24 protein-coding genes and 1 tRNA gene are annotated in these 21452 nt (G+C 73.6%); 18 read left to right on the forward strand and 7 right to left on the reverse strand.

The features are described from left to right. The first annotated feature begins 25 nt into the window (after window positions 1-25). The 6 genes from J3R08_RS04140 (at window position 26) to J3R08_RS04165 (ending at window position 4192) form a co-directional block, all read left to right on the forward strand. Entirely contained in the window at window positions 26-661 is a 636-nt protein-coding gene (locus tag J3R08_RS04140) for a septum formation initiator family protein (protein WP_043330639.1), read from the forward strand. Window positions 662-684: 23 nt separating this feature from the next. Continuing rightward, on the forward strand, window positions 685-1239 hold the full coding sequence (locus J3R08_RS04145) for a DUF501 domain-containing protein (protein ID WP_064447681.1): 555 nt from the start codon (window positions 685-687) through the stop codon (window positions 1237-1239). Between the two features lies 1 nt (window position 1240). Next, window positions 1241-1750, forward strand: coding sequence for an amino-acid N-acetyltransferase (locus J3R08_RS04150; RefSeq protein WP_043326570.1), 510 nt, complete (start codon window positions 1241-1243; stop codon window positions 1748-1750). 46 nt (window positions 1751-1796) lie between these two features. Further along, window positions 1797-2726 (forward strand): Ppx/GppA phosphatase family protein, encoded by a 930-nt coding sequence (locus tag J3R08_RS04155; protein ID WP_209963994.1) that lies wholly within the window; start codon window positions 1797-1799, stop codon window positions 2724-2726. 180 nt (window positions 2727-2906) lie between these two features. Continuing rightward, entirely contained in the window at window positions 2907-3239 is a 333-nt protein-coding gene (locus J3R08_RS04160) for a PadR family transcriptional regulator (protein WP_209960039.1), read from the forward strand. After that, window positions 3236-4192 carry a hypothetical protein gene (locus J3R08_RS04165; RefSeq protein WP_104114259.1) on the forward strand — a complete coding sequence of 319 codons (957 nt, stop codon included), beginning with the start codon at window positions 3236-3238 and terminating at the stop codon, window positions 4190-4192. Before J3R08_RS04160 ends, J3R08_RS04165 begins: the two co-directional genes overlap by 4 nt. A gap of 81 nt (window positions 4193-4273) precedes the next feature. Here the strand turns inward: J3R08_RS04165 and J3R08_RS04170 are convergent, their stop codons facing one another. Together J3R08_RS04170 and J3R08_RS04175 are read right to left on the reverse strand one after the other, a co-directional pair. Beyond that, entirely contained in the window at window positions 4274-4591 is a 318-nt protein-coding gene (locus J3R08_RS04170; protein WP_113972018.1) for a helix-turn-helix domain-containing protein, read from the reverse strand. Next, entirely contained in the window at window positions 4588-4950 is a 363-nt protein-coding gene (locus tag J3R08_RS04175) for a type II toxin-antitoxin system RelE/ParE family toxin (RefSeq protein WP_113972017.1), read from the reverse strand. The genes J3R08_RS04170 and J3R08_RS04175 overlap by 4 nt, the downstream gene beginning before the upstream one ends. A 176-nt stretch (window positions 4951-5126) precedes the next feature. Here J3R08_RS04175 and J3R08_RS04180 point away from each other — a divergent pair, with 176 nt between their 5' ends. The 8 genes from J3R08_RS04180 to J3R08_RS04215 all read left to right on the forward strand — a co-directional run bounded on the left by J3R08_RS04180 (window position 5127) and on the right by J3R08_RS04215 (window position 12310). After that, entirely contained in the window at window positions 5127-5831 is a 705-nt protein-coding gene (locus tag J3R08_RS04180; RefSeq protein ID WP_043326560.1) for a dienelactone hydrolase family protein, read from the forward strand. Between the two features lie 19 nt (window positions 5832-5850). Continuing rightward, entirely contained in the window at window positions 5851-6564 is a 714-nt protein-coding gene (locus tag J3R08_RS04185) for a uracil-DNA glycosylase (RefSeq protein ID WP_209963995.1), read from the forward strand. A gap of 20 nt (window positions 6565-6584) precedes the next feature. Then, on the forward strand, window positions 6585-7316 hold the full coding sequence (locus J3R08_RS04190; protein WP_069087419.1) for a DUF4129 domain-containing protein: 732 nt from the start codon (window positions 6585-6587) through the stop codon (window positions 7314-7316). Continuing rightward, complete coding sequence (locus tag J3R08_RS04195; RefSeq protein WP_043326557.1) at window positions 7313-7897, forward strand: hypothetical protein; 585 nt, start codon at window positions 7313-7315, stop codon at window positions 7895-7897. The genes J3R08_RS04190 and J3R08_RS04195 overlap by 4 nt, the downstream gene beginning before the upstream one ends. Next, complete coding sequence (locus tag J3R08_RS04200; protein WP_043326556.1) at window positions 7897-8895, forward strand: MoxR family ATPase; 999 nt, start codon at window positions 7897-7899, stop codon at window positions 8893-8895. The genes J3R08_RS04195 and J3R08_RS04200 overlap by 1 nt, the downstream gene beginning before the upstream one ends. Continuing rightward, window positions 8895-10256, forward strand: a complete 1362-nt coding sequence (locus J3R08_RS04205; RefSeq protein WP_209960041.1) for a DUF58 domain-containing protein — start codon at window positions 8895-8897, stop codon at window positions 10254-10256. Before J3R08_RS04200 ends, J3R08_RS04205 begins: the two co-directional genes overlap by 1 nt. Before the next feature lie 55 nt (window positions 10257-10311). After that, window positions 10312-10875: a hypothetical protein gene (locus tag J3R08_RS04210; RefSeq protein ID WP_043326554.1), complete on the forward strand. Its 564-nt coding sequence runs from the start codon at window positions 10312-10314 to the stop codon at window positions 10873-10875. A gap of 103 nt (window positions 10876-10978) precedes the next feature. After that, the gene (locus J3R08_RS04215; protein WP_043326553.1) at window positions 10979-12310 is read left to right on the forward strand and encodes an NAD(P)/FAD-dependent oxidoreductase; all 1332 of its coding nucleotides are present in this window, start codon (window positions 10979-10981) and stop codon (window positions 12308-12310) included. 54 nt (window positions 12311-12364) lie between these two features. On the opposite strand, the gene J3R08_RS04220 is transcribed toward J3R08_RS04215, so the two are convergent. Beyond that, window positions 12365-14182 carry a hypothetical protein gene (locus J3R08_RS04220; RefSeq protein ID WP_280841792.1) on the reverse strand — a complete coding sequence of 606 codons (1818 nt, stop codon included), beginning with the start codon at window positions 14180-14182 and terminating at the stop codon, window positions 12365-12367. Between the two features lie 101 nt (window positions 14183-14283). Between J3R08_RS04220 and J3R08_RS04225 the strand changes: the two genes are divergently transcribed. The 4 genes from J3R08_RS04225 to J3R08_RS04240 all read left to right on the forward strand — a co-directional run bounded on the left by J3R08_RS04225 (window position 14284) and on the right by J3R08_RS04240 (window position 16561). Continuing rightward, window positions 14284-14364, forward strand: a tRNA-Leu gene (locus J3R08_RS04225). A gap of 110 nt (window positions 14365-14474) precedes the next feature. Next, complete coding sequence (locus J3R08_RS04230) at window positions 14475-15320, forward strand: Bax inhibitor-1/YccA family protein (protein ID WP_043326550.1); 846 nt, start codon at window positions 14475-14477, stop codon at window positions 15318-15320. Between the two features lie 123 nt (window positions 15321-15443). Beyond that, entirely contained in the window at window positions 15444-16202 is a 759-nt protein-coding gene (locus J3R08_RS04235; protein WP_209960046.1) for a Bax inhibitor-1/YccA family protein, read from the forward strand. A gap of 38 nt (window positions 16203-16240) precedes the next feature. Then, complete coding sequence (locus tag J3R08_RS04240) at window positions 16241-16561, forward strand: hypothetical protein (RefSeq protein ID WP_069087424.1); 321 nt, start codon at window positions 16241-16243, stop codon at window positions 16559-16561. Between the two features lie 100 nt (window positions 16562-16661). Here the strand turns inward: J3R08_RS04240 and J3R08_RS04245 are convergent, their stop codons facing one another. Genes J3R08_RS04245 through J3R08_RS04260 form a run of 4 tightly spaced genes read right to left on the reverse strand, consistent with a single transcriptional unit; the run spans window position 16662 to window position 21401 of the window. Further along, the gene (locus J3R08_RS04245; RefSeq protein ID WP_209960049.1) at window positions 16662-18146 is read right to left on the reverse strand and encodes a CYTH and CHAD domain-containing protein; all 1485 of its coding nucleotides are present in this window, start codon (window positions 18144-18146) and stop codon (window positions 16662-16664) included. Window positions 18147-18186: 40 nt separating this feature from the next. Further along, window positions 18187-19449 (reverse strand): acetyl-CoA C-acetyltransferase, encoded by a 1263-nt coding sequence (locus J3R08_RS04250; protein ID WP_043326544.1) that lies wholly within the window; start codon window positions 19447-19449, stop codon window positions 18187-18189. A 58-nt stretch (window positions 19450-19507) separates the two neighbouring features. After that, window positions 19508-20320 (reverse strand): SGNH/GDSL hydrolase family protein, encoded by an 813-nt coding sequence (locus J3R08_RS04255; protein WP_209960051.1) that lies wholly within the window; start codon window positions 20318-20320, stop codon window positions 19508-19510. 34 nt (window positions 20321-20354) lie between these two features. Further along, window positions 20355-21401, reverse strand: a complete 1047-nt coding sequence (locus J3R08_RS04260) for an SGNH/GDSL hydrolase family protein (protein ID WP_209960053.1) — start codon at window positions 21399-21401, stop codon at window positions 20355-20357. Between the last annotated feature and the right edge of the window lie 51 nt (window positions 21402-21452).

Genomic DNA, 21452 nt, shown 5'->3' on the forward strand with positions numbered 1-21452 from the left:
AGCGCTCCGGGGGAGGGGTGTGACGATGCAGCAGCGCCGCACACCGGGTGGCCAGCGGCCCGCCCGTCGGCCGGGTCAGCCCGGCCGGACGGGCGGCGCCCGGGTCCGGTCCACGGCCCGCGACAACGGCGTCCGCGCGGAGACGCGCGCCGCCGGCCGGTCACCCGGCGCGTCCCGGGCCAGCGACGGCGTACGCTCCGCGAGCCGCCCCGCCGCGGCCCGGCGTACCGCTGCCGGTGGTCCGGTCAAGCGGCTCACCGCACCCCAACCCCGGCGCTTCACCGGGCGCGCCACAGTGCTGTTCGCGGTGCTGATCGCGCTCGCGCTGGCGTACACCTATCCGGTCCGGGTCTACCTGGACCAGCAGGCGGACATCGAACGGATGGAGGCCGCGCAGGCCGCCCAGCGGGCCGAGATCGAGCGGCTCACCGCCGAGGCGGCCAAGTGGAAGGACCCGGAGTACGTCAAGACGCAGGCCCGGGAGCGGTTCTTCATGGGCAAGCCGGGCGAGACGCTGCTGGTGGTGCTCTCCGACCCGGAGGGCGCGGCCAAGGACGCCGGCAAGGACGCGAAGCCGGGGGCGCCGACCGCGCCGGAGCCCTGGTACGACACCCTGTGGTCGAGCGTGCGGGCGGCGAACGCCGAGCGCCAGGACAAGTGAGCTTTGATTCGAGAGGCACAACCTTGAGCGTCGTACCACCGCAGGAGCCGGCGGCGGACTCCGTACCCCCGCCGGAACGCCAGCCGGCCACCGAGGCCGACCTGGCCGCGGTGGCCGCGCAGCTCGGACGCCCGCCGCGCGGCACCCGTGCGGTGGCCCACAGGTGCCCGTGCGGCCTGCCCGACGTGGTGGAGACGACGCCCCGGCTGGCCGACGGCACGCCGTTCCCGACGCTGTTCTACCTGACCTGCCCGCGTGCCACGGCGGCGTGCAGCCGGCTGGAGTCGGCCGGGCTGATGAAGGAGATGGCCGAACGGCTCGCCGAGGACCCGGAGCTGGCCGCGCGCTACCGGGCGGCGCACGAGGACTACCTGACCCGCCGGGAGGCGATCGGCGAGGTGCCGGAGATCGCCGGCATCTCGGCCGGTGGCATGCCGGGGCGGGTGAAGTGCCTGCACGTGCACCTGGGGCACGCGCTCGCCGCCGGGCCGGGGGTCAACCCGTTCGGCGACGAGACGCTGGCGCTGGTGGAGAAGTGGTGGGCCGCCGGCCCCTGCGTGGACGTGCCGGCGGAGTGAGATGAGCGCCGACCAGATCACTGTGCGCCGGGCCCGCACCGCCGACGTGCGCGGCATCCGGCGGCTGGTGGACACCTACACCGACGACCGGCGGCTGCTCAGCAAGGCGACTGTGACGCTGTACGAGGACGTGCAGGAGTTCCGGGTCGCGGTGACGCCGGACGGCACGGTGGTCGGGTGTGGCGCGCTGCACGTGATGTGGGAGGACCTGGCCGAGATCCGGACGGTGGCGGTCGACCCGTCCTGCCGGGGCCACAAGATCGGGCACCGGATCGTCGGTGAGCTGATCGACTCGGCGCGCGACCTGGGCATCGCCCGGATCTTCGTGCTCACGTTCGAGACCGGCTTCTTCGGCTCGTTCGGCTTCCGCGAGATCGACGGCGCGCCCGTGCCGCAGCCGGTCTACGAGCAGCTCCTGCGCTCGTACGACGAGGGTGTCGCGGAGTTCCTGGACCTGGAACGGGTCAAGCCCAACACCCTGGGCAACTCCCGCATGCTGTTGCGCCTCTGAGCTGCCCCGGGCGGGCTGCCGTAGGGTGGGCGCCGTGAGTGCGCGTGTGGCAGCCATCGACTGCGGGACCAACTCGATCCGACTGCTGATCGCCGACCTGCCCGGCCCCTCGGCCGGGGAAACGGTGCCGCTCGTGGACGTCAGCCGGCGGATGGAGATCGTCCGCCTGGGGCAGGGCGTCGACCAGACCGGCATGCTCGCCCCCGAGGCCATCGAGCGGACCCGGGTCGCGCTCGCCGACTACGCGGCCGAGATCGAGAAGTCCGGCGCCGAGCGGGTACGCATGTGCGCCACCTCGGCCTCCCGCGACGCCTCCAACGCCGCCGACTTCCGGACGATGGTCGAGCGCACGCTCGGCGTACCGCCCGAGGTCGTGACCGGCGACGAGGAGGCACGCCTGTCGTTCACCGGCGCGGTGCGCGGCCTGCCCGCCGACGCCGAACCGCCGTACCTGGTGGTCGACATCGGCGGCGGCTCGACCGAGTTCGTCGTCGGCACCCGCGCCGACGGCGTCCGGGGCGCGATCTCGGTGGACATCGGCTGCGTCCGGATGACCGAACGCCACCTGCACGGCGACCCGCCGACCGCGGCGCAGATCGCCGCCGCCGAGGCCGACATCGCCGCCGCCGTCGACCGCGCGCTCGCCGCCGTGCCCGGCCGCGAGGCCGCCACGCTGGTCGGGCTGGCCGGTTCGGTCACCACCGTGGTCGCGCTGGCGCAAGGGCTCCAGGAGTACGACCCGAGCCGCATCCACCACGCCCGCGTCTCGTACGAGCAGGTGGCCGAGGTGACCGCCGACCTGCTCGGCAAGAGCAGTGAGCAGCGGCTGGCGTACCCGGTGATGCACCCGGGGCGGGCCGACGTGATCGGCGCGGGCGCGCTGGTGCTGCGAGTGATCATGGAGCGGGCCGGGATGCCGTCGGTGGTCGCCTCCGAGCACGACATCCTCGACGGCATCGCCTGGAGCCTCGCCTAGCCCTCTGGCCCCTTCCGGCGGTGATCAAGGAGTTTGTGTCCGATCCGGACGCCTCCGGGGCCGCCAACTCCTTGGTCAACAAGAAGGGCCGACCTGTTCGACCGTTTCATCGGATGGACCGCCCGCCTGTAGGTGCTGTGTCGTTGACGGTAGTGCGTATTGCGCACTAGTGTGCGGAGCGTGGATACCACGCAGCTCCTCAAGGGCGTGCTCGACCTCGCGGTGCTCGCCGTGCTCAAGGACGAGGACGGGTACGGCTACGACATCCTGCGGCGGCTACGCGAGGCCGGTCTCACCGAGGTCGGCGACGCCTCGGTCTACGGCACGCTGCGCCGGCTGTTCGCGGCCGGTCTGCTCACCACGTACGTGGTGCCGAGCGAGTCCGGGCCGCACCGCAAGTACTACTCGCTCAACTCCGCCGGGCGTGACCAGCTCACCCGCTCCGGCAAGACCTGGCGCTCGTTCGCCACCACCATGGACGCGCTGCTCGACGATCGGGGGATGGCGGCATGACCGTCACGGGGCAGGAGATCACGGACTACGTCGACCGGGTGCGGGCCGCGCTCGCCGACCTGCCGCCGGAGGTCCGCGACGAGTTGACCGAGGAACTGCCGGAACACCTCGCCGAGGTTGCCGCCGAGGGCGAGGGCACGCTGGTCGACCGCCTGGGCGCCCCCGAGGCGTACGCCGCCGAGCTGCGCGCCGTCGCCGGTGCCCAGCCGAGCCGGCGGCCGGCGCGTTTCCACCGCCTCGCCGAGGCCCGGCGGGAGGCGGCTACCCAGCTGCGTCTGCTCGACCGCCAGCTCGGCCCGGTGCTCGGGCACGAGACGGTGAGCGACTTCCTGCGCCCGCTGCGCCCGGCCTGGTGGCTGGTGCGCGGATGGCTGGCCGCGCTGATCGTGGCGTGGATGGTGGACGGCCGGTCCGGCCTGGTGCCCCGGCTGGACGGCAACAGCTCGACGGGGCTGTTGCTGCTCATCGGCGCGATCGTCGCGTCGATGTGGTGGGGTCGCCGATCCGCCGGGATCACCGGGTGGCGGCGGCAACTGCACCAGATCGCCACCGCCGCGCTGCTGCTGTTCTCCTTCGCCGTGCTGGCCCAGGTGGACGAGCGCGCCGACACCGACAGCTACGGCAGTTACGAGCAGACGTCGGTGGACCACAGGTACGACCGGATCGAGGACGTCTTCGTCTACGACCAGCAGGGGCGGCTGATCCGCGACGCGCGGCTCTTCGACCAAAACGGCGTGCCGATCCGGCTCGGCTGGCCGAGCTGCATGGCTGACGCCGGCGCGGTGCCGGAGATGCGTAACACCTACCCGTACTGCCCGGAGCTGGCCCCGTTCGGTCCGCCGGCCTCGCCGTCGATCGCTCCGCCCGCACTCGCGCCCACCGGCAGTGCCACCCCCACCGGCAATGCCACGCCCACCACCAGCGCTTCCCCGGAACCCACGTCAACTCCCTGAGTGCGCTCGATACCGCGAGATCTTGGAAGGAAACGGCTCCCATGAGGGCCCTAATCTTCCAAGATCTCGCGCGGAGCGCTGTCAGGCGATGGCGGCGATGTCGCCGTCGTCGAAGTAGATCGCCTGATGGAGTCGGCCACCCAGGGCGGCGGCGAACCGGGCCACCACGTCCTGACCGGAGATCTTTCCCTGTTCGATCTGGGAGATCCGTCCCTTGGTGACGCCCATCCGGTCAGCCACCTGCTGTTGGGTCAGCCCTCGCGCTCGGCGTACTTCCGCGAGCCGGTGACCAATGACCTCGGCGAGGAGTTGCTGCTTGCCCGCGTCGACCGCCTCTTCGCCTCCGGCCCGGGCGACGTGGTCGGCGCGGATGTCCTGCCATCGGGAGTAGTCGCTCATGCCTTCCCCTCCTCTCGTGCCCGATCCTTGAGGTAGAGCTCGTAGCGGTGCTCGGCGACCGGTATCGCCTCCTGGTACCACGTCTTCCACCGGCCGGACTTGTCGCCGGCAACCAGCAGGATGCTGGAGCGCCACGGGTCGAACGCGAAGAGAATACGCACGCTGCCGGGTCGGAGTTCCTTCAAGTTCGCGACGGACGAGCCGTGGATGGTGTCGACGAGGGGCCGACCGAGTCCCGGTCCGTGCTCTGCCAGGAGGTCGATCGCCTGCACCACCCGCGCGTGGGTGGGCGCGTCCAGTGCATCGATCCACTGCCGCACCTCATCGACCAGGTAGACGTCCCAGTCTCCAGCCCTCACGCGATCAGTTTAGCAATCGCTATACCTATGCGTGTGCCTGTGGGGTGGTTCAACAGGAGGTGAATGCCACTGTTGTTCTGTCTTCCCCGGGCCGCTGACCGCGTGGCACGCTACCGGCACGTAACAGCCAACTGTGCGACCAGCCAACGTTGACTGACCGCAAGGAGGACGGGCCCATGGGCGAGATGGTGAGCTTCACCGGCAACGGGGGGACGAGCGAGGGGTATCTCGCGATACCCTCCGGCGGTGTGGCCAGCCCGGCGGTCATCGTCATCCAGGACTGGTGGGGTCTCGTACCCCACGTACGGGCCGTGGTCGACCGCTTCGCGGAGGCCGGCTTCGTCGCGCTCGCGCCCGACTTCCGGCACGGCGGACCGGCCGTGAAGCCGACCGAGCCGCGGCTGATGCTCAACAGCTCCCAGATGGACGAGGCGGCGAGCGACATCGCCGCTGCCGCCGAATACCTGGCGAGCCGGCCCGAGGTCGCCGGCAAGGTGGGCTGCGCCGGGTTCTGCGCGGGCGCCAGCCTGGCCCTGTGGTCCGGCACGTTCTCCGAGCGCATCGTGGCCACCGCCGGGTTCTACCCGCGCCTGCCCTGGGAGGGCATGGCCGTGGGAGCGGCGGACGAAGGCGGCTGGGCCGGCTACGCCGGGAAGGCCGCGCTCATCCACTGCTCCGAGGCGGACGGCCTGTCCGCCGCCGACGGGGTGCAGAGCGTCCGCCGGTCCATCGAGTCGGCCGGTGGCACCTGCCAGACGTTCGACTACCCGGGCACCGCGCACGCGTTCTTCAACGAGGACCGGCCGGAGCACTTCGACCAGCGGGCCGCCGCCACCGCCTGGGCCCGCACGCTGGAACTGTTCCGGGCGAAGCTTGGCTGAGTCGCGTACCCCGCAGGACGTGGTCGCCCGCGCCGCGCGGGCGGCCGACCTGGCCGACCTCGACGGCGCGGTCAGCGACTGCTTCGCCTGCCCGCGCCTGGTGGCGTGGCGGGAGGAGGTGGCGCGGGTCAAGCGCGCCGCGTTCCGCGACCAGGACTACTGGGGACGGCCGGTGCCCGGCCTCGGCCCGCCGGACGCGCGCATCGCCATTCTCGGTCTGGCGCCGGCCGCGCACGGCGGCAACCGCACCGGCCGGATCTTCACCGGGGACCGGTCCGGTGACGTGCTGTTCGCCGCGCTGCACCGCGCTGGGCTGGCCAACCAGCCGACGAGCGTCTCCGCCGACGACGGCCTGACGCTGCGTGACACGCGCATCTTCGCCGCCGTGCGGTGCGCGCCGCCGGACAACAAGCCCACCCCGGCCGAGCGGGACACCTGCGCGCCGTGGCTGCACCGCGAGGTAGAACTGATCCGGCCCACGCTGCGCGTCGTGGTCGCGCTGGGCGCGTTCGCGTGGGCCGCGTGGTGGCCGGTGCTCCGTCAGGTGTACGGGCAGCGCCCGCCCACGCCGCGACCGGCGTTCGGCCATGGGGCACACTGGTCCGGCGAGTCCGTGCCGGACCTGCTGGGCTGCTACCACGTCAGCCAGCAGAACACGTTCACCGGCCGGCTCACACCGGCGATGCTGGACGACGTGTTCACCCGGGCGAAGGACCTGGCCGGGGTGGACTGAGGAACACCTGAGGCGGTGGGATGGATTTCGGCGTACTGCGCAGGTGGTGGCCGGTCGCCGCGGTGACGGTGCTGCTCGCGCTCGCCGCGTTCGCCGCCGGTCACTCCGCCATCGGGGCCAGCCGGATCCCGCCGGCCGCCGACACCATCCCGTACGTGCCGGAGTACCCGTCGCCCGAGGCGGTGCCGTCGTACCCGGTGGAACCCCGCGACGTGGGTGAGTCCACAGCGGGCGGTGTGCCCGACTGGCTGGCCACCGCCGCCGTGGCGTTGCTGTTCGCGGTGGTGCTGGGCGCCATCGGGTACGTCCTGTGGAACGTGCTCCGGGGCGCGCTGCGGCGGACGACCCGGGCGGTGCCGGTGCGGCGCTCCCGGCGTACCGCCGAGGGGACCGCGCGTGAGGTGGTGGCCGCGCTCGACGCTGGGCTCGTCGAACTGGACGACCGCTCCACCGACCCGCGTACCGCCGTCATCGCGTGCTGGGTACGCCTGGAGGAGGCCGCCGAGGACGCGGGCGTGCCCCGGCACACCGGCGACACCCCGACCGACCTGGTGGCCCGGTTGCTGCGCGGCGACCCGGAGGCCGGCATCCCGGCGATCGCCAGCGCCGACGTGCTCGACGGGTTCGCGCACGTCTACCGGGAGGCCCGGTACGCCACGCACCCGGTCGACGAGCACACCCGGGACCAGGCCCGCGCCGCGCTGCGCCGGCTGCGCGGCGAGCTGACCAGCCTGGCGGGGGAGGCGTCGTGAGCACCAGCATCGACGACCTGCTGTCGTTCGGCGAGGAGCCCGCCGGGGAGGACGTACGCCCCTCGGGCGGTGGCCGGGCACGCCTGCTGCTGCGTACCGCCGCGGTCACCGCCGCCGTCGTGGTGGTGGTCGTGGTCGGGCTGCGCGCGGTCGGCCTGAAGGTGCCGATCTGGATCATCGTGGCCGGGGTGCTCGCCGTGCTCGCCGTACGCCGGGTCACCGCCGCGCTGTCGCCCCCGCCGCCGCCCCGCGCCGGCGCCCGGACGCCCGCCGGTGAGGAGCCCGGCACCTGGAACTGGTCCGCCCGGGACGCGCTGCGCACCGCGATCAACGGCTGGGAGCGCCCGCTGGACTGGTCCGCCGACAACCGGGAGCGGTTCACCGAACGCATCCTGCCGCGCCTCGGCGAGCTGGCCGACGAGCGGCTGCGCCAGCGCCACGGCGTCACCCGCGAGTCCGATCCGGCCCGCGCCCGGTCGGTGCTCGGCGAGCCACTGTGGACGTTCCTCACCACCCCCGCCCGCCGCCCTCCGTCGCCGCGCGACCTCGCGGCGATCGTCGCCGAACTGGAGAAGATCTGATGAACGACGTGGACCGGAGCATGGCCCCCGCCGAGGTGGGCCGGCTCGCCCGGGCCGTCCTGGAGGCGGTCGGCACCGTCGTGGTCGGCAAGCGGGACGCGCTGGAGCTGGTGCTGGCCGGCATCCTCGCCGGTGGTCACGTGCTGCTGGAGGACCTGCCCGGCCTGGGCAAGACGCTCACCGCGCGCTGTTTCGCGCAGGCGCTCGGGCTGGACTTCCGGCGGCTCCAGTTCACGCCGGACCTGCTGCCCGCCGACGTGACCGGCTCGTTCCTCTACGACCAGAGCAGCGGCGACTTCGCGTTCCGGGCCGGGCCGGTGTTCACCAACCTGCTGCTCGCCGACGAGATCAACCGGACGCCGCCGAAGACGCAGTCGGCGCTGCTGGAGGCGATGCAGGAGAAGCAGGTGTCGGTGGAGGGCGTGACCTACCGCCTGGACGAGCCGTTCCACGTGCTCGCCACCGCCAACCCCATCGAGTACGAGGGCACGTACCCGCTGCCGGAGGCGCAGCTCGACCGGTTCCTGCTGCGGGTGTCGTTCGGCTACCCCAGCCACGACGAGGAGTGGGACGTGCTGCGCCGCCGGATCGCCCGCCGCCGCGAGGAAGCGGAGATCAAGCCGGTGGTGGACGCCGCGACGCTGCGCGCCATGCAGGCGGCGCTGGAGGACGTGGTGGTCGAGGACTCGGTCGGCCGGTACATCGTGGCGCTCACCGCCGCCACCCGGGAGCACCCGTCGGTGCTCGTCGGCGCGTCCCCGCGCGGCTCGCTGGCGCTGCTGCTGCTGTCCCGGGTCCGGGCGGTGCTCGCCAACCGCGACTACGTGGTGCCGGAGGACGTCAAGGCGGTGGCGGCGCCCGCGCTGGCGCACCGGATCACGCTGCGGCCGGAGATGTGGCTGCGCCGGGTGGATCCGGCGTTCGTGGTCGGCGAGGTGCTGGAGTCCACGCCCGCCCCGGCCAGCGGCGCGCTGCCCAGCTACGCCGCCGGGCGCTGATGGATCGGGCCGAGGCGGCGAGCGGCTGGGCACCCACCTGGGCGCTCGGCCGGGCCGTGCTGCTCACCGGCGTGCTGCTCGTCGCGGCGGTCCTGCTCGGCCGCATCGACCTGGTGGTGCTCGCCACGCCGTTCGCGCTGGGCACCGCGTACGCGCTGCGCCGCCGCCCCGCGGGCCTGCCGGAACTGGAACTGGGCGTCGGGGACACCCACCTGGTCGAGGGCTCCCCGCTGGCCGCGACCGTCGCGGTGGCCAACCCGGACCTGGTCGGGTACGACCTCGCGGTGGTGCGGACGCGGATGTCGCGCTGGCTGCGCGTGGAGCAGGTCGGCTTCGGCGGCACCGGGCTGGACGTGAGCCGCTCCGGCGGGGCGGACCGCCCGTTCGTCACCTCCGTACCCCGGGGCAGCGCCGTCGACCTGGAGCTGACCGGCACGGCGCTGCGGTGGGGGCGGCACCCGATCGGCCCGGCCGGGGTGCGGGTCGCCGTCGCCGACGGGCTGCTGGTCTCCCGCGCGGTGATCACCGACCCGATCCGGGCCCGGGTCTACCCGCGTACCGAGCCGTTCGACGCGGTCGAGGCGATGCCCCGGGCCGCCGGGCTGGTCGGCGCGCACCGATCGCGGCGGCCGGGGGAGGGCGGCGAGCTGGCCGGGGTACGCGTGTTCGCGCCCGGCGACCGGCTGCGCCGCATCGACTGGCGGGTGTCGCTGCGGGCCCGCCAACTGCACGTGGCGGCGACGCTCTCGGACCGGGACGCCGAGGTGGTGGTGCTGCTGGACGTGCTCGCCGAGGCGGGCCGCTCCGGTGGCGTCAACGGCCTGGCGTCGGTGCTGGACACCACGGTGCGGGCCGCTGCCGCTATCGCCGAGCACTACCTGCACCGCGGCGACCGGGTGTCGATGCTGGAGTACGGCCCGGCCGCGCGCCGGCTGCGTCCGGCCACCGGGCGGCGGCAGTACCTGACCGTGCTGGAGTGGCTGCTCGACGTGCACGCCGAGTCGTCCCCGCACGAGCCGTACGACCAGGTCTTCGGCCCGCAACTGCTCTCCTCGGACGCGCTCGTGGTGGTGCTCACCCCGCTGCTCGACGAGCGGTCCGCGCAGATGCTGGCCCGGCTGGCCCGCGGCGGCCGGTTCGTGGTGGCGGTGGACACGCTGCCGGCCGAACTGCCGGTGCCGAAGGAGCGGGGCTGGGCCGAGGTGGCGTACCGGCTGTGGCGGCTGGACCGGGACACGATGATCGGCCAGCTCCGCGAGCACGGCGTGCCGGTGGTGCGCTGGGCCGGCGCGGGCAGCCTGGACGAGGTGCTCCGCGACGTGGCCCGGCTGGCGACCGCCCCGAAGGCAGGGTTGCGGTGAGCGCGAGGAACGCAGCGAAGCGGAGTCCCGCAGTCGCGAACGAAAGGCCGGCTCAGTGACGGACGCCCTGGTCGAGCGGGTGCGGGCGCTGCGGTACGCGGCCGCCCGGGTCAGCCCGCTGCCGCTGCTGGTACGCGGCGGCATCTTCCTCACCGTGCTGGCCGGTTTCCTGCTCGCGTACCCGGTGCAGGCCCTCACCGCGCGCTCGCTGCTGGCCCTGGCGGTGGCCGCGGTGCTGCCGGCGTTCGGTCCGCGCCGGATCTGGCCGACGTTCGCCGCGCTGGTGACGGTCGGCGGTTGGCTGCTGGCCACGCTCGGCTTCGACCGGCCGCCGGCGCTGTGGCGGCTGCTCGCCGTGGCGACGCTGCTCTATCTGGCGCACTCGCTCTGCGCGCTCGCCGCGCTGCTGCCCTACGACGGGCTGATCGACCCGGACGTGGTGTTCCGGTGGTTGAGCCGGGCGGGCGGGGTGGTGCTCGCCAGCGCTGTGCTCGGCGTGGTGCTGGCGTGGCTGGGTGGCGTCGGCGGGACGGACGGCTCGCAGGCGGCGACGGTGGTGGGGCTGCTGGTGGCGGTGGGGCTGAGCGCGCTGCTGGGCTGGTTGCTGCGTCGCAAGTGACGCAGCGTTCCGGTGACGTTGCGCAGGTCACATGGGTTGTGCTCCGTCACAGAAGGGGGTCTCGCGCGGGATTACCGGGGGCCGCCGGGGAAAGATAGATGACGTGAACCCGAAGCGGATCCTTGTCGTGGGTGCCGGTCACGTGGGCCTGTACGCCGCTCTGCGCCTGTCCAAGAAGCTGAGCAGGCGTGAGGCCGAGGTCATCGTCGTCGACCCGCAGCCGCACATGACGTACCAGCCGTTCCTCCCGGAGGCATCGGCGGGCAACATCTCCCCGCGGCACGCCGTCGTGCCGCTGCGGCGGGAGTTGCGCAAGTGCACCGTGGTGGCGGGCACCGTCACCCGGATCGACCACGACCGCATGACCGCAGTGGTGCAGCCGATCAGCGGCCCGGCCCGGGAGATCCAGTACGACCACGTGGTGGTCGCGCCCGGCTCGGTCTCCCGCACCCTGCCGATTCCCGGCCTGCACGAGCACGGCATCGGGTTCAAGACCATCGGTGAGGCCATCTACCTGCGCAACCACGTGCTGGACCGGCTCGACGTGGCGGCTTCCACCACCGACCCGGCGGTACGCAGCCGCGCGCTGACGTTCACCTTCGTCGGCGGCGGCTACGCCGGCATCGAGGCGCTCGCCGAGATGGAGGACATGGCCCGCGACGCGCTGCGCTACTACCCGGAGCTGAAGCCGGAGGAGATGCGCTGGGTGCTGGTCGAGGCGACCCAGCGGGTGCTGCCCGAGGTCGACCGGGACATGGGCGCCTACACGGTGCAGCAGCTGATGAAGCGGGACATGGACATCCGCCTGGACACCCGGCTGGAGTCCTGCGTCGACGGTGTGGTGAAGCTCTCCGACGGCGACAGCTTCCCGTCCGACACCATCGTCTGGACCGCCGGTGTGAAGCCGTCGCCGATGCTCGACGCCACGGACTTCCCGCGCGACGAGCGCCGCCGGGTCACCTGCCGGCCCACGCTGCAGATCGTGGACGGCGACCGGGTGGTCGAGGGCGCGTGGAGCGCCGGCGACTGCGCCGCCGTGCCGGACCTGACCAAGGAGCCGGGCAACTTCTGCTCGCCGAGCGCCCAGCACGCGGTGCGGCAGGCGGCGCGGATGGCCGACAACATCGCCAACGTGATCCGCGGGCGCGAGCCGGTCGACTACAAGCACAAGCACGCCGGCAGCGTGGCCAGCCTCGGCCTGCACAAGGGTGTGGCGCAGGTCTACGGCATCAAGATGACCGGCTGGCCGGCCTGGTTCATGCACCGGACGTACCACATGTCGCGGATCCCCTCGTTCAACCGCAAGGTGCGCGTGGTGGTCGACTGGACGCTGGCGTTCTTCCTCAAGCGTGAGGTGGTGGCGCTGGGTCAGCTGCACGACCCGCGCGAGGAGTTCGCCGAGGCGTCCGCCCCGCCGGTCGCCGCGCGCGTCTGACGGATCCGGCGCGGGGACTTTCCGAACGGAAGGTCCCCGCGCCGTTTTCGTGGCTCAGAACCGCCAGGTCCAGGCGTCGGCGAGCCGCGTACCCGGCCGCCCGAACAACTGCTCCAGGGTGCGGCGCAGCATCTCCGCGTGCGGCGCGTCGTCGGTCACCGCGACGCAGGACGCGCGCCAGAACTCGACGTCCCGGGCGGCCTGGCGGCGCTGCCGGTCACCGACCGCCGGCGCCACGCCCCGGCGGGCCACGTCGGCGAGCAGGGCCGAGGTGGGGCGTTGCCAGGTGCCCATGGTGGCCGAGCCGCCCCGCCCGTACGGGCCGATGAAGAAGCCCTCCGGCATGCCGAAGCCGACGCCGGTGGCGGTGGCCCAGCGCATCGGCCAGGGGGTCTGCGGAGTGGCAGTGGGCACCGGCACCAGCACCCCACCGGGGCGTACGCACTGCCGCCAGTGGCCGCCGGTGACGAACTCGGGCAGCGGCGGCCGGTCCATCGTGGGCAGCGGCGTCGGCAGGACGCTGAGCACCGCCGCGCCGACCGCGATCGGGACGCCCCGGCGGGCCCGGCCGGATTCGCCGAGCGCCCGGTGCACGGCGAGCGTGAGCACGGTACCGACCAGCGGCAGCACTGCCAGCGCGAAGCGCATCGGCAGCGCGCCGTCCACCACCGGCAGCCCGGCCAGCAGCCGGTACGGGCCGGGGAGCCCGGTCCGTTCGCCGCCGACCACGACCTCGGGGCCGAGCGCGAGCGCGGCCGTCACCAGCGCGCCTGCCACCAGCGCCACCACCAGCGGCCGCCGGCCCAGCCAGGCCGCGCAGCCGACCGCGACCAGCAGCAGCGGCCAGCCGAGGAACGTGGTGAACTCGGCCGGACCGGTGGTCAGCCGGACCGCCTCCGGGCTGCCGAACACGGTCAGCGCGGAGAGGCGGGTCCAGCCGGCCAGGTCGGCGGAGAAGTAGGCGGGCGGGAACATCCCGTCGGCGACGCCCTGCGGACCGGCGAACTGCACCCAGAGCGGGTACGCCAGCACGAGCAGCGCCAGCCCGGCCGCGCCCAGCAGCCCGCGGGCGAAGCCGGGACCGGCCCGGCGCAGCAGTTCCCGGTCGGCCAGCCCGTACGCGAGCGTCATCACCGCCAGCGTGAGCGCGGTGAGGAAGAGCACCTCCTCGCCGACGAACACCTGCACGGTGACGACAGCGGCGAGCCCGGCCGCCGACGAGATCATCCGGCGGCGGTCCGGGCCGTCCGGGCGCCCGGCCGGGTCGGCGGCGCGTAGCAGCCGGACGACCAGCCAGACCAGCGCCGGGACCAGCCACTGCGCGGTCATGTGCAAATGGCCGTTGCTCTGCGAGACCATGCCCGGCCCGAAGCCGCACAGTGATGCGCCCAGCCCGGCCGCGAGTGGACGGGCCCGTAGGACGCGGGTGAACAGCAGGTACCAGGCCAGCGCGGTACCGGCCAGGTTGAGCGCGACCAGCAGCGCGAACGTGACCGGCGCGCCGAACGCCAGCGTGACCGGGGCGAGCAGCACGCCGAGCGCGACGACCGAGGTGTTCGCCATCAGGTTGACCCCGTCCGGCGCGTTCAGGCGGTCGCTGACCAGGCTCAGCTCGCCGCGCAGGGCACGCGCGTCGAGCGCCAGGAACCACTCGTACAGCGTCTGGTCGGCCGGGTTGAGCGCGAGTACCCGCGTGCCCGGCGCCGGCCAGAGGCCGTGGGTGAGCCAGGCGGCGAACGCGGCGAACGCCAGCCCCACGAGCAGGTCGGCGCGGCGCCGCCGGACGGCGGCCGTCATCCGCCGCGTGACCGTCGCCGGGCGGGCCGCCCGGACCTGGTCGGGCCCGGAGGCCGTGCGGGCGGCGCTGGTCACGGCCTCGACCATAACGGCCGCAGCCGTCGGGGTACGCCGGGTCGCGGCCGAGCCGCTACGGTGAGATCTGCACCGCGCGTGTCGGCGCGCCGGTGTCACCCGCCCGGGTGGTGGAACGGCAGACACGGCCGCCTTAAAAGCGGCTGCCGCAAGGCGTGCGGGTTCGACCCCCGCCCCGGGCACACGAACTCTCAGGTTTCCCACAGCTAGCCGTCGCACGCGCGATTGCGGCCACGTCTACCCTGGAGTAGCACGTCTACGTGCGATCGACCCCCTGAGGGAGGCCTGAGAAGTGAAGACCTCGAACCCGGTGCTCGCCCGGCTCGGCCAGGCGGCAGAGCGTGAGCGGGCGGCCGGGTACGCCCAGCCCGGGCCTTACGGTCAGCCCGGATACCCCCAGCAGCAGTACCCGCAGCAGCCCTACGCCCAGCCCTACCCGGGCGGCTACGGCCAGCCGGTGGCACCGCCCACCGTGACCCCGATGACGCTCGACGACGTGGTCGTCAAGACGGTCCTCATGCTCGCCATCCTCGGCGCCTCGGCCGCTGCGGCCTGGGTGCTCGTGCCGGACTCGCTCGTCGGCGTGGCGTGGATCGGCGCCGCGGTGGTTGGCCTGGTGCTGGGTCTGATCATCTCGTTCTCCCGGATGGCCAACCCGGCGCTCGTGGTGGCGTACTCGATCATCGAGGGCGTCTTCGTCGGCATGGTCAGCAAGGCGTTCGAGGCGCGGTACGACGGGATCGTGCTCCAAGCCGTGGTGGCGACCTTCGGCGTCTTCTTCCTCATGGCGATGATCTACAAGGCGCGGATCATCCGGGCTACCCCGAAGTTCGCCCGCATCCTGGTCTCGATCATGGCAGGCCTCTTCGCGGTCATGCTGATCAATTTCGTGTTGTCCCTGGCCGGCGTGAACACCGGCTTGCGGGATGGCAGCAAGTTGGCCATCGGCTTCAGCCTGGTCTGCATCGTGGTGGCGTCGCTGAGCTTCGTGCTCAACTTCGCCGACATCGAGGAGGGGGTCCGGATGGGCCTCCCGCAGCGCTACTCGTGGACGGCCGCCTTCGGCATCGTGGTCGGCCTGGTCTGGCTCTACATCGAGATCCTGCGGCTGCTCAGCTACTTCCAGGGCGACGACTGACGTCTCGCTTTCCGCCGACGCCCGCCTGCCGCATCCGCGGCGGCGGGCGTCGCCGTTTTCCCGTCCCTGCCGGGCCGACCGGGGCAGAGTGGGACTCGGGTACGTGGGCGGGAGGTGGTCACGGTGCGCAGTGCCAATCCGGTGCTGGACCGGCTGGACGACGTCGGCCGCGCCGAGCGGCAGGTGCTCGGGGTCGGAACCGCCGACGCGATGACGGTGGCCGACGTGGTGAGCCGCACCGTGGGCCTGCTGCTGGTCACCGGCGTCACGGCGGCGCTGTCCTGGGTGCTGGTGCCGCAGGCCGCGTGGATCTCCGCCGCGCTGGCCGGAAGCGCGCTGGCCAGCCTCGCCCTGGTGCTCGTCATCTCGCTGAAGCAGATCACCAGTCCGCCGGTCATCGTCGGGTACGCCGTGTTGCAGGGGCTGCTGCTCGGGGTGGCCAGCCGTGCCTTCGAACTGGTCTACCCGGGCATCGTGGCGCAGGCGGTGGTCGGCGCGTTCGGCGTCTTCCTCGGCATGGCGGTGCTCTACCGGGCCCGGCTGGTACGCGCCACGCCGCGCCTGGCCCGCCTGGTCATCGGCACGCTCGTCGGGATCGTGGCGATCGGCCTGGTCAACCTGTTCGCGTACCTGTTCACCGGGCGGCAGGGCGTGGCCGTCTACAGCCTCAGCGACCGGGTGGGCTGGCTGCCGTACGTGTTCTCGGTGGTGGCGATCATCGCCGGCGCGCTCAGCTTCATCCTCGACTTCGACCTGGTCGAGCGGTCGGCCGCGAATCGGCTGCCCCGTCGCTACGCCTGGTACTGCGCGTTCGGGCTGCTCGTCGGGCTGATCTTCCTGTACTGGCAGATCCTGCGCCTGCTCAGCTACGTACGCCGCTGAGCACGCTCCGGCCCGGCGTCGCCGTAGACTCGGCGGCGATGAGCGCAGCGGAACTGGACCGGGCGGTGACCCTGCTGGTCCGACAGGTGGGGCACTGGCAGCAGCCGCGCTGGTCGGCCAAGGCCGAGGGCGGCAACGTGTCCCGGGCCGACCTGGTGCACAAGCTGGTCCAGGAGATCGCCAACCTGGCCGCCGACGCGGCGGGCGAGCCGCGCCGCGAGGTGCCCCGGCTCCCCAGCGACCAGGCCCTCCCAGACCAGCTCCGCGTGGTAACCGCCGACCTGACGCTGGCCGATCCCCCCGCCCCCGTCCTGGCCGAGGCCGCCGAGGCGATAACCCGAACCCGCGCCGCCCTCTGACCCGCCCCTGCCCTTTCGTCGCGTTGATCATGAAGTTGGCGGCGACAAAACGGACGCGGATCCCCGCTAACCTCATGATCGACCGGGTGGCGGGGGGCGGTCAGGGGTTGAGCCAGCGGCGTGCCTTGCGGCGTCGGGCCCGGTCGCGTGCCCGCAGGACGGCGGGGCGGTCGTGGCCGGCGGCCTCCGCCTGCCTCCCGTGCAGCAGGCCGTACGTGAACGTGTTCTCGCCGTCGGCGTACGCCTGGAGCGCCTGCCGCCGCAGCGTCTCCCGGGTCACCACCGAATCCTGGTGGGCGCCGAGCAGATCCTGGAGCGCCTTGAACCGCTTCACCAGGCGGGCGGCCGGTTTGCCGGCGCTCGGCTCCCGCGCCTCCACCGCGTACCGGGCCGCCTTGTGCTTCTTACGCGCCTCGTGCAGCGCCGCGTCCCCGGCCGTCCCTTCGAGCGTGAGCGCCCGGTCCAGCCGTTCGTCAGCACGGCGTACCGCCTTGCGGATCCGCCGGTCCACCCAGCGCCGGCCCACGTCGGCAGGTGCGCCGTCGACCAGCCGATCCAGGCGGGCCAGCAGCTCGGCATAGCGGTCGGAGTCCAGCGCGGACCGCAGCGCCACCGTCGTCCCGGCCAGGTCGGCCGCGAACCGCTCGCCGATCCGCGCGGCCACCGGGCCGAGCATCAGCTCGTCCGGCAGCTCGTGCACCGCCTCGGTGAGCCGGGCCGCCATCACCTGGGTGTCGCGGACCCGGCCCAGCTCGCCGCCGAGCCAGCGCAGCTCGGCCCGGACCGCCTCGCTCTCCCGGCGGTCCCACAACCCCCGGAACGTACGCAGCGTCGCCCGCAACCGGCGGGCCGCGACGCGCATGTCGTGGACCGCGTCCTCGTCACCCTGGTACGCGGCCGCGTGGTTGCCGACGATCGCGTCCCGCTGCGCCCTGGCGTACGTGAGGACCGGCCCCGCCGGGCCGTCCGGTTCCCGGTCGTCGAAGCGCTCGATCCGGCCCGCGACGGCCCGGTGCGACTTGCTGACCGCCACCTCCCGGGCACCTGCTGCGCGCAGCCGCTCGCCCAGCGCGTCGAGCAGCGCCTCGTCGCCGTCGACCAGCTCGATCTCGATCTCGTGCCAGGTCCGCGCGGCGCCGTCCACCAGATCCTCGGACCGGACGTCGTCCTCGGCCACCTCGGCCAGCACCCGGCCGTCCGCGTCCAGCAGCCGCCGTTCCCGGCGGCGGTTGACCACCCGGGCGGCCGGAGCGACGGTACGGCCCCGCGACGCGCCCCGGATCAGCGCGACCATCTCGGCCGGCGGGCCGTCGTCGGACGCCCCGGCCGGGAACTGGTGCTCGACCCGCGCGCCGCCGACCGCGCCCACCTTGAGATGCCAGCCCGCGTCGTGCCCCCCGGTACGCCGGCGCAGCGCGTGCCCGCTGCGCAGCAGGAGCAGGTCGTCGGTGTCCCAGTAGACGGCGTCCAGATCCGAGACGGTGGCGTCGGACATGGTCACGACGCCACCGCACCCGGTCAGGTCGGGCAGCTGGAAACCCTCGTCGCCGGAGTACTTGCGCTCACGTTCCACGACGGTCGCCATACGGCCTCCCGTACCCGGCCCGCACGCCGGCGAACCGGTCTCAGCTCAGTCGCTCCAGCACCATCGCCATGCCTTGGCCGCCGCCGACGCACATGGTCTCCAGACCGATGGTCTTGTCGTGCCACTCCAGCGCGTTGAGCAGCGTGCCGGTGATCCGGGCGCCGGTCATGCCGAACGGGTGGCCGACGGCGATCGCGCCACCGGCGACGTTCAGCTTCTCCTCCGGGATGCCGAGCTGCCGGTACGAGGGGATCACCTGCGCGGCGAACGCCTCGTTGATCTCGACCAGGTCGACGTCGTCGATGGTCATGCCGGCCCGCTTCAGCGCCTGCTTCGACGCCTCGACCGGGCCCAGGCCCATGATCTCGGGAGAGAGCGCGCTGACGCCGGTGGAGACGATCCGGGCCAGCGGGGTGAGACCCAGCTCGGACGCCCGCTCGGCGCTCATGATCACTACTGCGGCGGCGCCGTCGTTGAGCGGGCAGCAGTTGCCGGCGGTGATCCGGCCGTCCGGGCGGAACACCGGCTTCAGACCGGCCACGGCCTCCAGGGTCACCCCGGCACGCGGGCCGTCGTCGGTGCTGACCACCGTGCCGTCCGGCGTGGTGACCGGGGTGATCTCGCGGGCCCAGAAGCCGTCCGCGATCGCCTTCTCCGCGAGGTTCTGGCTGCGGACGCCGAACGCGTCCATGTCCTCGCGGGTCACGTCGTACACCTGGGCCAGGTTCTCCGCGGTCTGCCCCATGGCGAGGTAGATGTCGGGGAGCTGCCCGGCCTCGCGCGGGTCGGCCCACACCTCGGCGCCGCCCTGGGCACGGGCCGCGGAACGCTCCCGGGCCTCGGCGAAGCGGGGGTTCTCCCAGCCGCCGCCGACCAGCGCCTGCGCCTCCGGCGGCAGCGTGTCCGAGTTGCCCCGGGCGTACCGGGAGACCATTTCCACACCGGCGGAGATGAACACGTCGCCCTCACCGGCCCGGATCGCGTGCATCGCCATCCGCGTGGTCTGGAGCGAGGACGCGCAGTAGCGGGTCAGCGTGGCGCCCGGCAGGCCGTCCAGGCCCATCAGCGTGGCGACCACCCGGGCCATGTTGAAGCCCTGCTCGCCGCCGGGCAGGCCGCACCCGAGGTAGAGGTCGTCGATGGTGGTGGGATCGAGCGCCGGAACCTTGTCGAGGGCGGCCTGGACGATGGTGGCGGCGAGGTCGTCCGGGCGGACCTCGCGGAGGGAACCCTTGAACGCGCGGCCGATGGGGGACCGGGCGGTGGCGACGATGACGGCGTCGCGGGGCGACTCAATCGGCATGAGCCAACGTTAACGCGCCGGTAACATGCGCGGGAAGGTGTGCGGTGGGCGGGAAATGTCACCCCGTGGGCGGTCGGCGGTGGTGCCGGAACGCGACAGTCGCCGCCGCCTCGACCGCCGGCAGCAGGGCGTGCGCCCAGACCCGGTAGCCGTCGGCGGACGGGTGGAAGCCGTCGCGGCAGAGCGTGCCGGCATCCGCGCGGAACACCGGGCCCGTCTCGGCGCCCAGGTCGACAACCGTGCCACCGGCGTCCAGCACGGCCGCTGTCTGGGCCCGTGCCATCCGCCGGCCGGACCAGCCGAGCACCTGACGCAGCGGGGCGGCGACCGCGCGTACCGCGCCGAGGTCGGGGCAGGTGCCCACCACCACCTCGACGTGCGCCTCCCGCAGCCGGCGCACCGCCGAGCCGAGATAGGCGGCCGCGTCACCCGGGCGGCTCAGCGCCGTCGCGTCATTCGCCCCGATCAGCACCACCGCCACGTCGGGCCGCTCGCCGAGCAGCGCCCGGGCCACCTGGGTGGCCAGGTCGGTGGCGCGGGAGCCGGAGACCCCGACGCTGGACAGATGCACCCGGCGGCCGTGCGGCCCCTCGGCGAGCAGGTTCGCGAGCTGACCGCCGATCGTCTCCTCGAAGCGGTCGACGCCGACACCGAGCGCCGACGAGTCACCGAGCAGCACCAGCCGCAGCGGCGGCGCGTCCGCCCGGCCGACCGTCGCGCGCAACACCAGACCCAGCTCGGGCTGGGCGTACTCCCGGCTGCGGGCGGCGATGGCCTGCCCGGCGAGGACCGCTGCGCCGCCCACCGTGCCGGCCAGCAGCGACAGGGCCGCCGCCCGGCCCCACCGGGCCACCTCACTGCGCTCGCTCATGACGCCTCCTCCCGGTGTCCGTGGCTGCGCTCGCTCATGCCGTTTCCTCCAGGGTGGCCGAGTCGGCGGCGGTGCCGGTCGGGGGCAGCGCGCCGACGCCGAAGAAGGCCCGTCGGCGAAGCTGCGCCCAGCGTCCGCCGGGCCCGCGGTCGCGGCCCCGGAGCTGGGCGCCGCTGACCTCCGTGCCGGCGTGCCGGGCCGCCTCGTGAGCCGCCTCCGGGAGCGACCGTACGCCTTCCACGCCGGGCAGGACAGGCCTGCGTTCCGGGACCGCGCCCAGCGCGGACAGCACGGTGGGCAGCAACGCCGCCGCGGCTATCGCGTACCCCTCTGCGGAGGGGTGGAACCGGTCCCAGGCGAACATCCGGGCGGGCTCGGCGGCGAACCGCGGCCCGAGCATGTCGCCGAGTGAGACGGCCCGGCCGCCGGCCTCGACCACGCCCACCGTCTGCGCGGCCGCGAGCTGGCGGCTCCAGCGCCGGGCCAGCCAGCGCAGCGGCGGCTGGATCGGCCGGATGGTGCCCAGGTCGGGACAGGTGCCGACGACCACCTCGCAGCCGGCCGCCCGCAGCGTGCGGACCGCGTCGACCAGGTAGCGCACGGCCAGCCCCGGCGGGGTGCGGTTGGTGACGTCGTTGCCGCCCACCAGGATCACCGCCACGTCCGGCTCGACCTCCAGGGCGGACTCGACCTGCGGTTTCAGCCCGGACGAGAGCGCGCCCACCACGGCGAACCGGTGCAGGCGTACCGGCCGGTGCAGGCGGCGGGACAGCCCGGTGGCCAGCAGCGAGCCCGGTGTCTCCCGGCGCCTGTGCACGCCGTAGCCGGCTGCTGAGGAGTCGCCCAGGATGACCATGGTGACCGGCGGGCCGGGCAGCTTCGCGCCGTACACGCCGTCGCAGCGCGGTGGCGGGGCCTGCGCCATCGGGATGGTGCGCCGGGCCTGCCGGGCCTGGCCGAGCAGCACCCCGCCGGTGGCGGCGGTGGCCGCCACCGTGGCGCCCGTGCCGATCGCCGCGAGGCGGGCGATCTGCCGGACGCGCTGCCAGTGGACCGGCGCGACGGAACCAGCGTCCCCCATGAACCGACAGTATCGCGCCGGTACGACCACTGCTGTCCTTGATCGGATGGC

Origin of the sequence: Micromonospora sp. HB375 (assembly GCF_017872985.1) — a bacterium.
In the GTDB taxonomy this organism is placed as follows: domain Bacteria; phylum Actinomycetota; class Actinomycetes; order Mycobacteriales; family Micromonosporaceae; genus Micromonospora; species Micromonospora chalcea.

Coding starts and splice junctions, on each gene's coding strand:
- J3R08_RS04140 (WP_043330639.1), top strand. CDS start 26: ATGCAGCAGCGCCGCACACCGGGTGGCCAGCGGCCCGCCCGTCGGCCG.
- J3R08_RS04150 (WP_043326570.1), top strand. CDS start 1,241: ATGAGCGCCGACCAGATCACTGTGCGCCGGGCCCGCACCGCCGACGTG.
- J3R08_RS04165 (WP_104114259.1), top strand. CDS start 3,236: ATGACCGTCACGGGGCAGGAGATCACGGACTACGTCGACCGGGTGCGG.
- J3R08_RS04170 (WP_113972018.1), bottom strand. CDS start 4,591: ATGAGCGACTACTCCCGATGGCAGGACATCCGCGCCGACCACGTCGCC.
- J3R08_RS04180 (WP_043326560.1), top strand. CDS start 5,127: ATGGGCGAGATGGTGAGCTTCACCGGCAACGGGGGGACGAGCGAGGGG.
- J3R08_RS04190 (WP_069087419.1), top strand. CDS start 6,585: ATGGATTTCGGCGTACTGCGCAGGTGGTGGCCGGTCGCCGCGGTGACG.
- J3R08_RS04200 (WP_043326556.1), top strand. CDS start 7,897: ATGAACGACGTGGACCGGAGCATGGCCCCCGCCGAGGTGGGCCGGCTC.
- J3R08_RS04205 (WP_209960041.1), top strand. CDS start 8,895: ATGGATCGGGCCGAGGCGGCGAGCGGCTGGGCACCCACCTGGGCGCTC.
- J3R08_RS04240 (WP_069087424.1), top strand. CDS start 16,241: ATGAGCGCAGCGGAACTGGACCGGGCGGTGACCCTGCTGGTCCGACAG.
- J3R08_RS04245 (WP_209960049.1), bottom strand. CDS start 18,146: ATGGCGACCGTCGTGGAACGTGAGCGCAAGTACTCCGGCGACGAGGGT.
- J3R08_RS04250 (WP_043326544.1), bottom strand. CDS start 19,449: ATGCCGATTGAGTCGCCCCGCGACGCCGTCATCGTCGCCACCGCCCGG.
- J3R08_RS04255 (WP_209960051.1), bottom strand. CDS start 20,320: ATGAGCGAGCGCAGTGAGGTGGCCCGGTGGGGCCGGGCGGCGGCCCTG.
- J3R08_RS04260 (WP_209960053.1), bottom strand. CDS start 21,401: ATGGGGGACGCTGGTTCCGTCGCGCCGGTCCACTGGCAGCGCGTCCGG.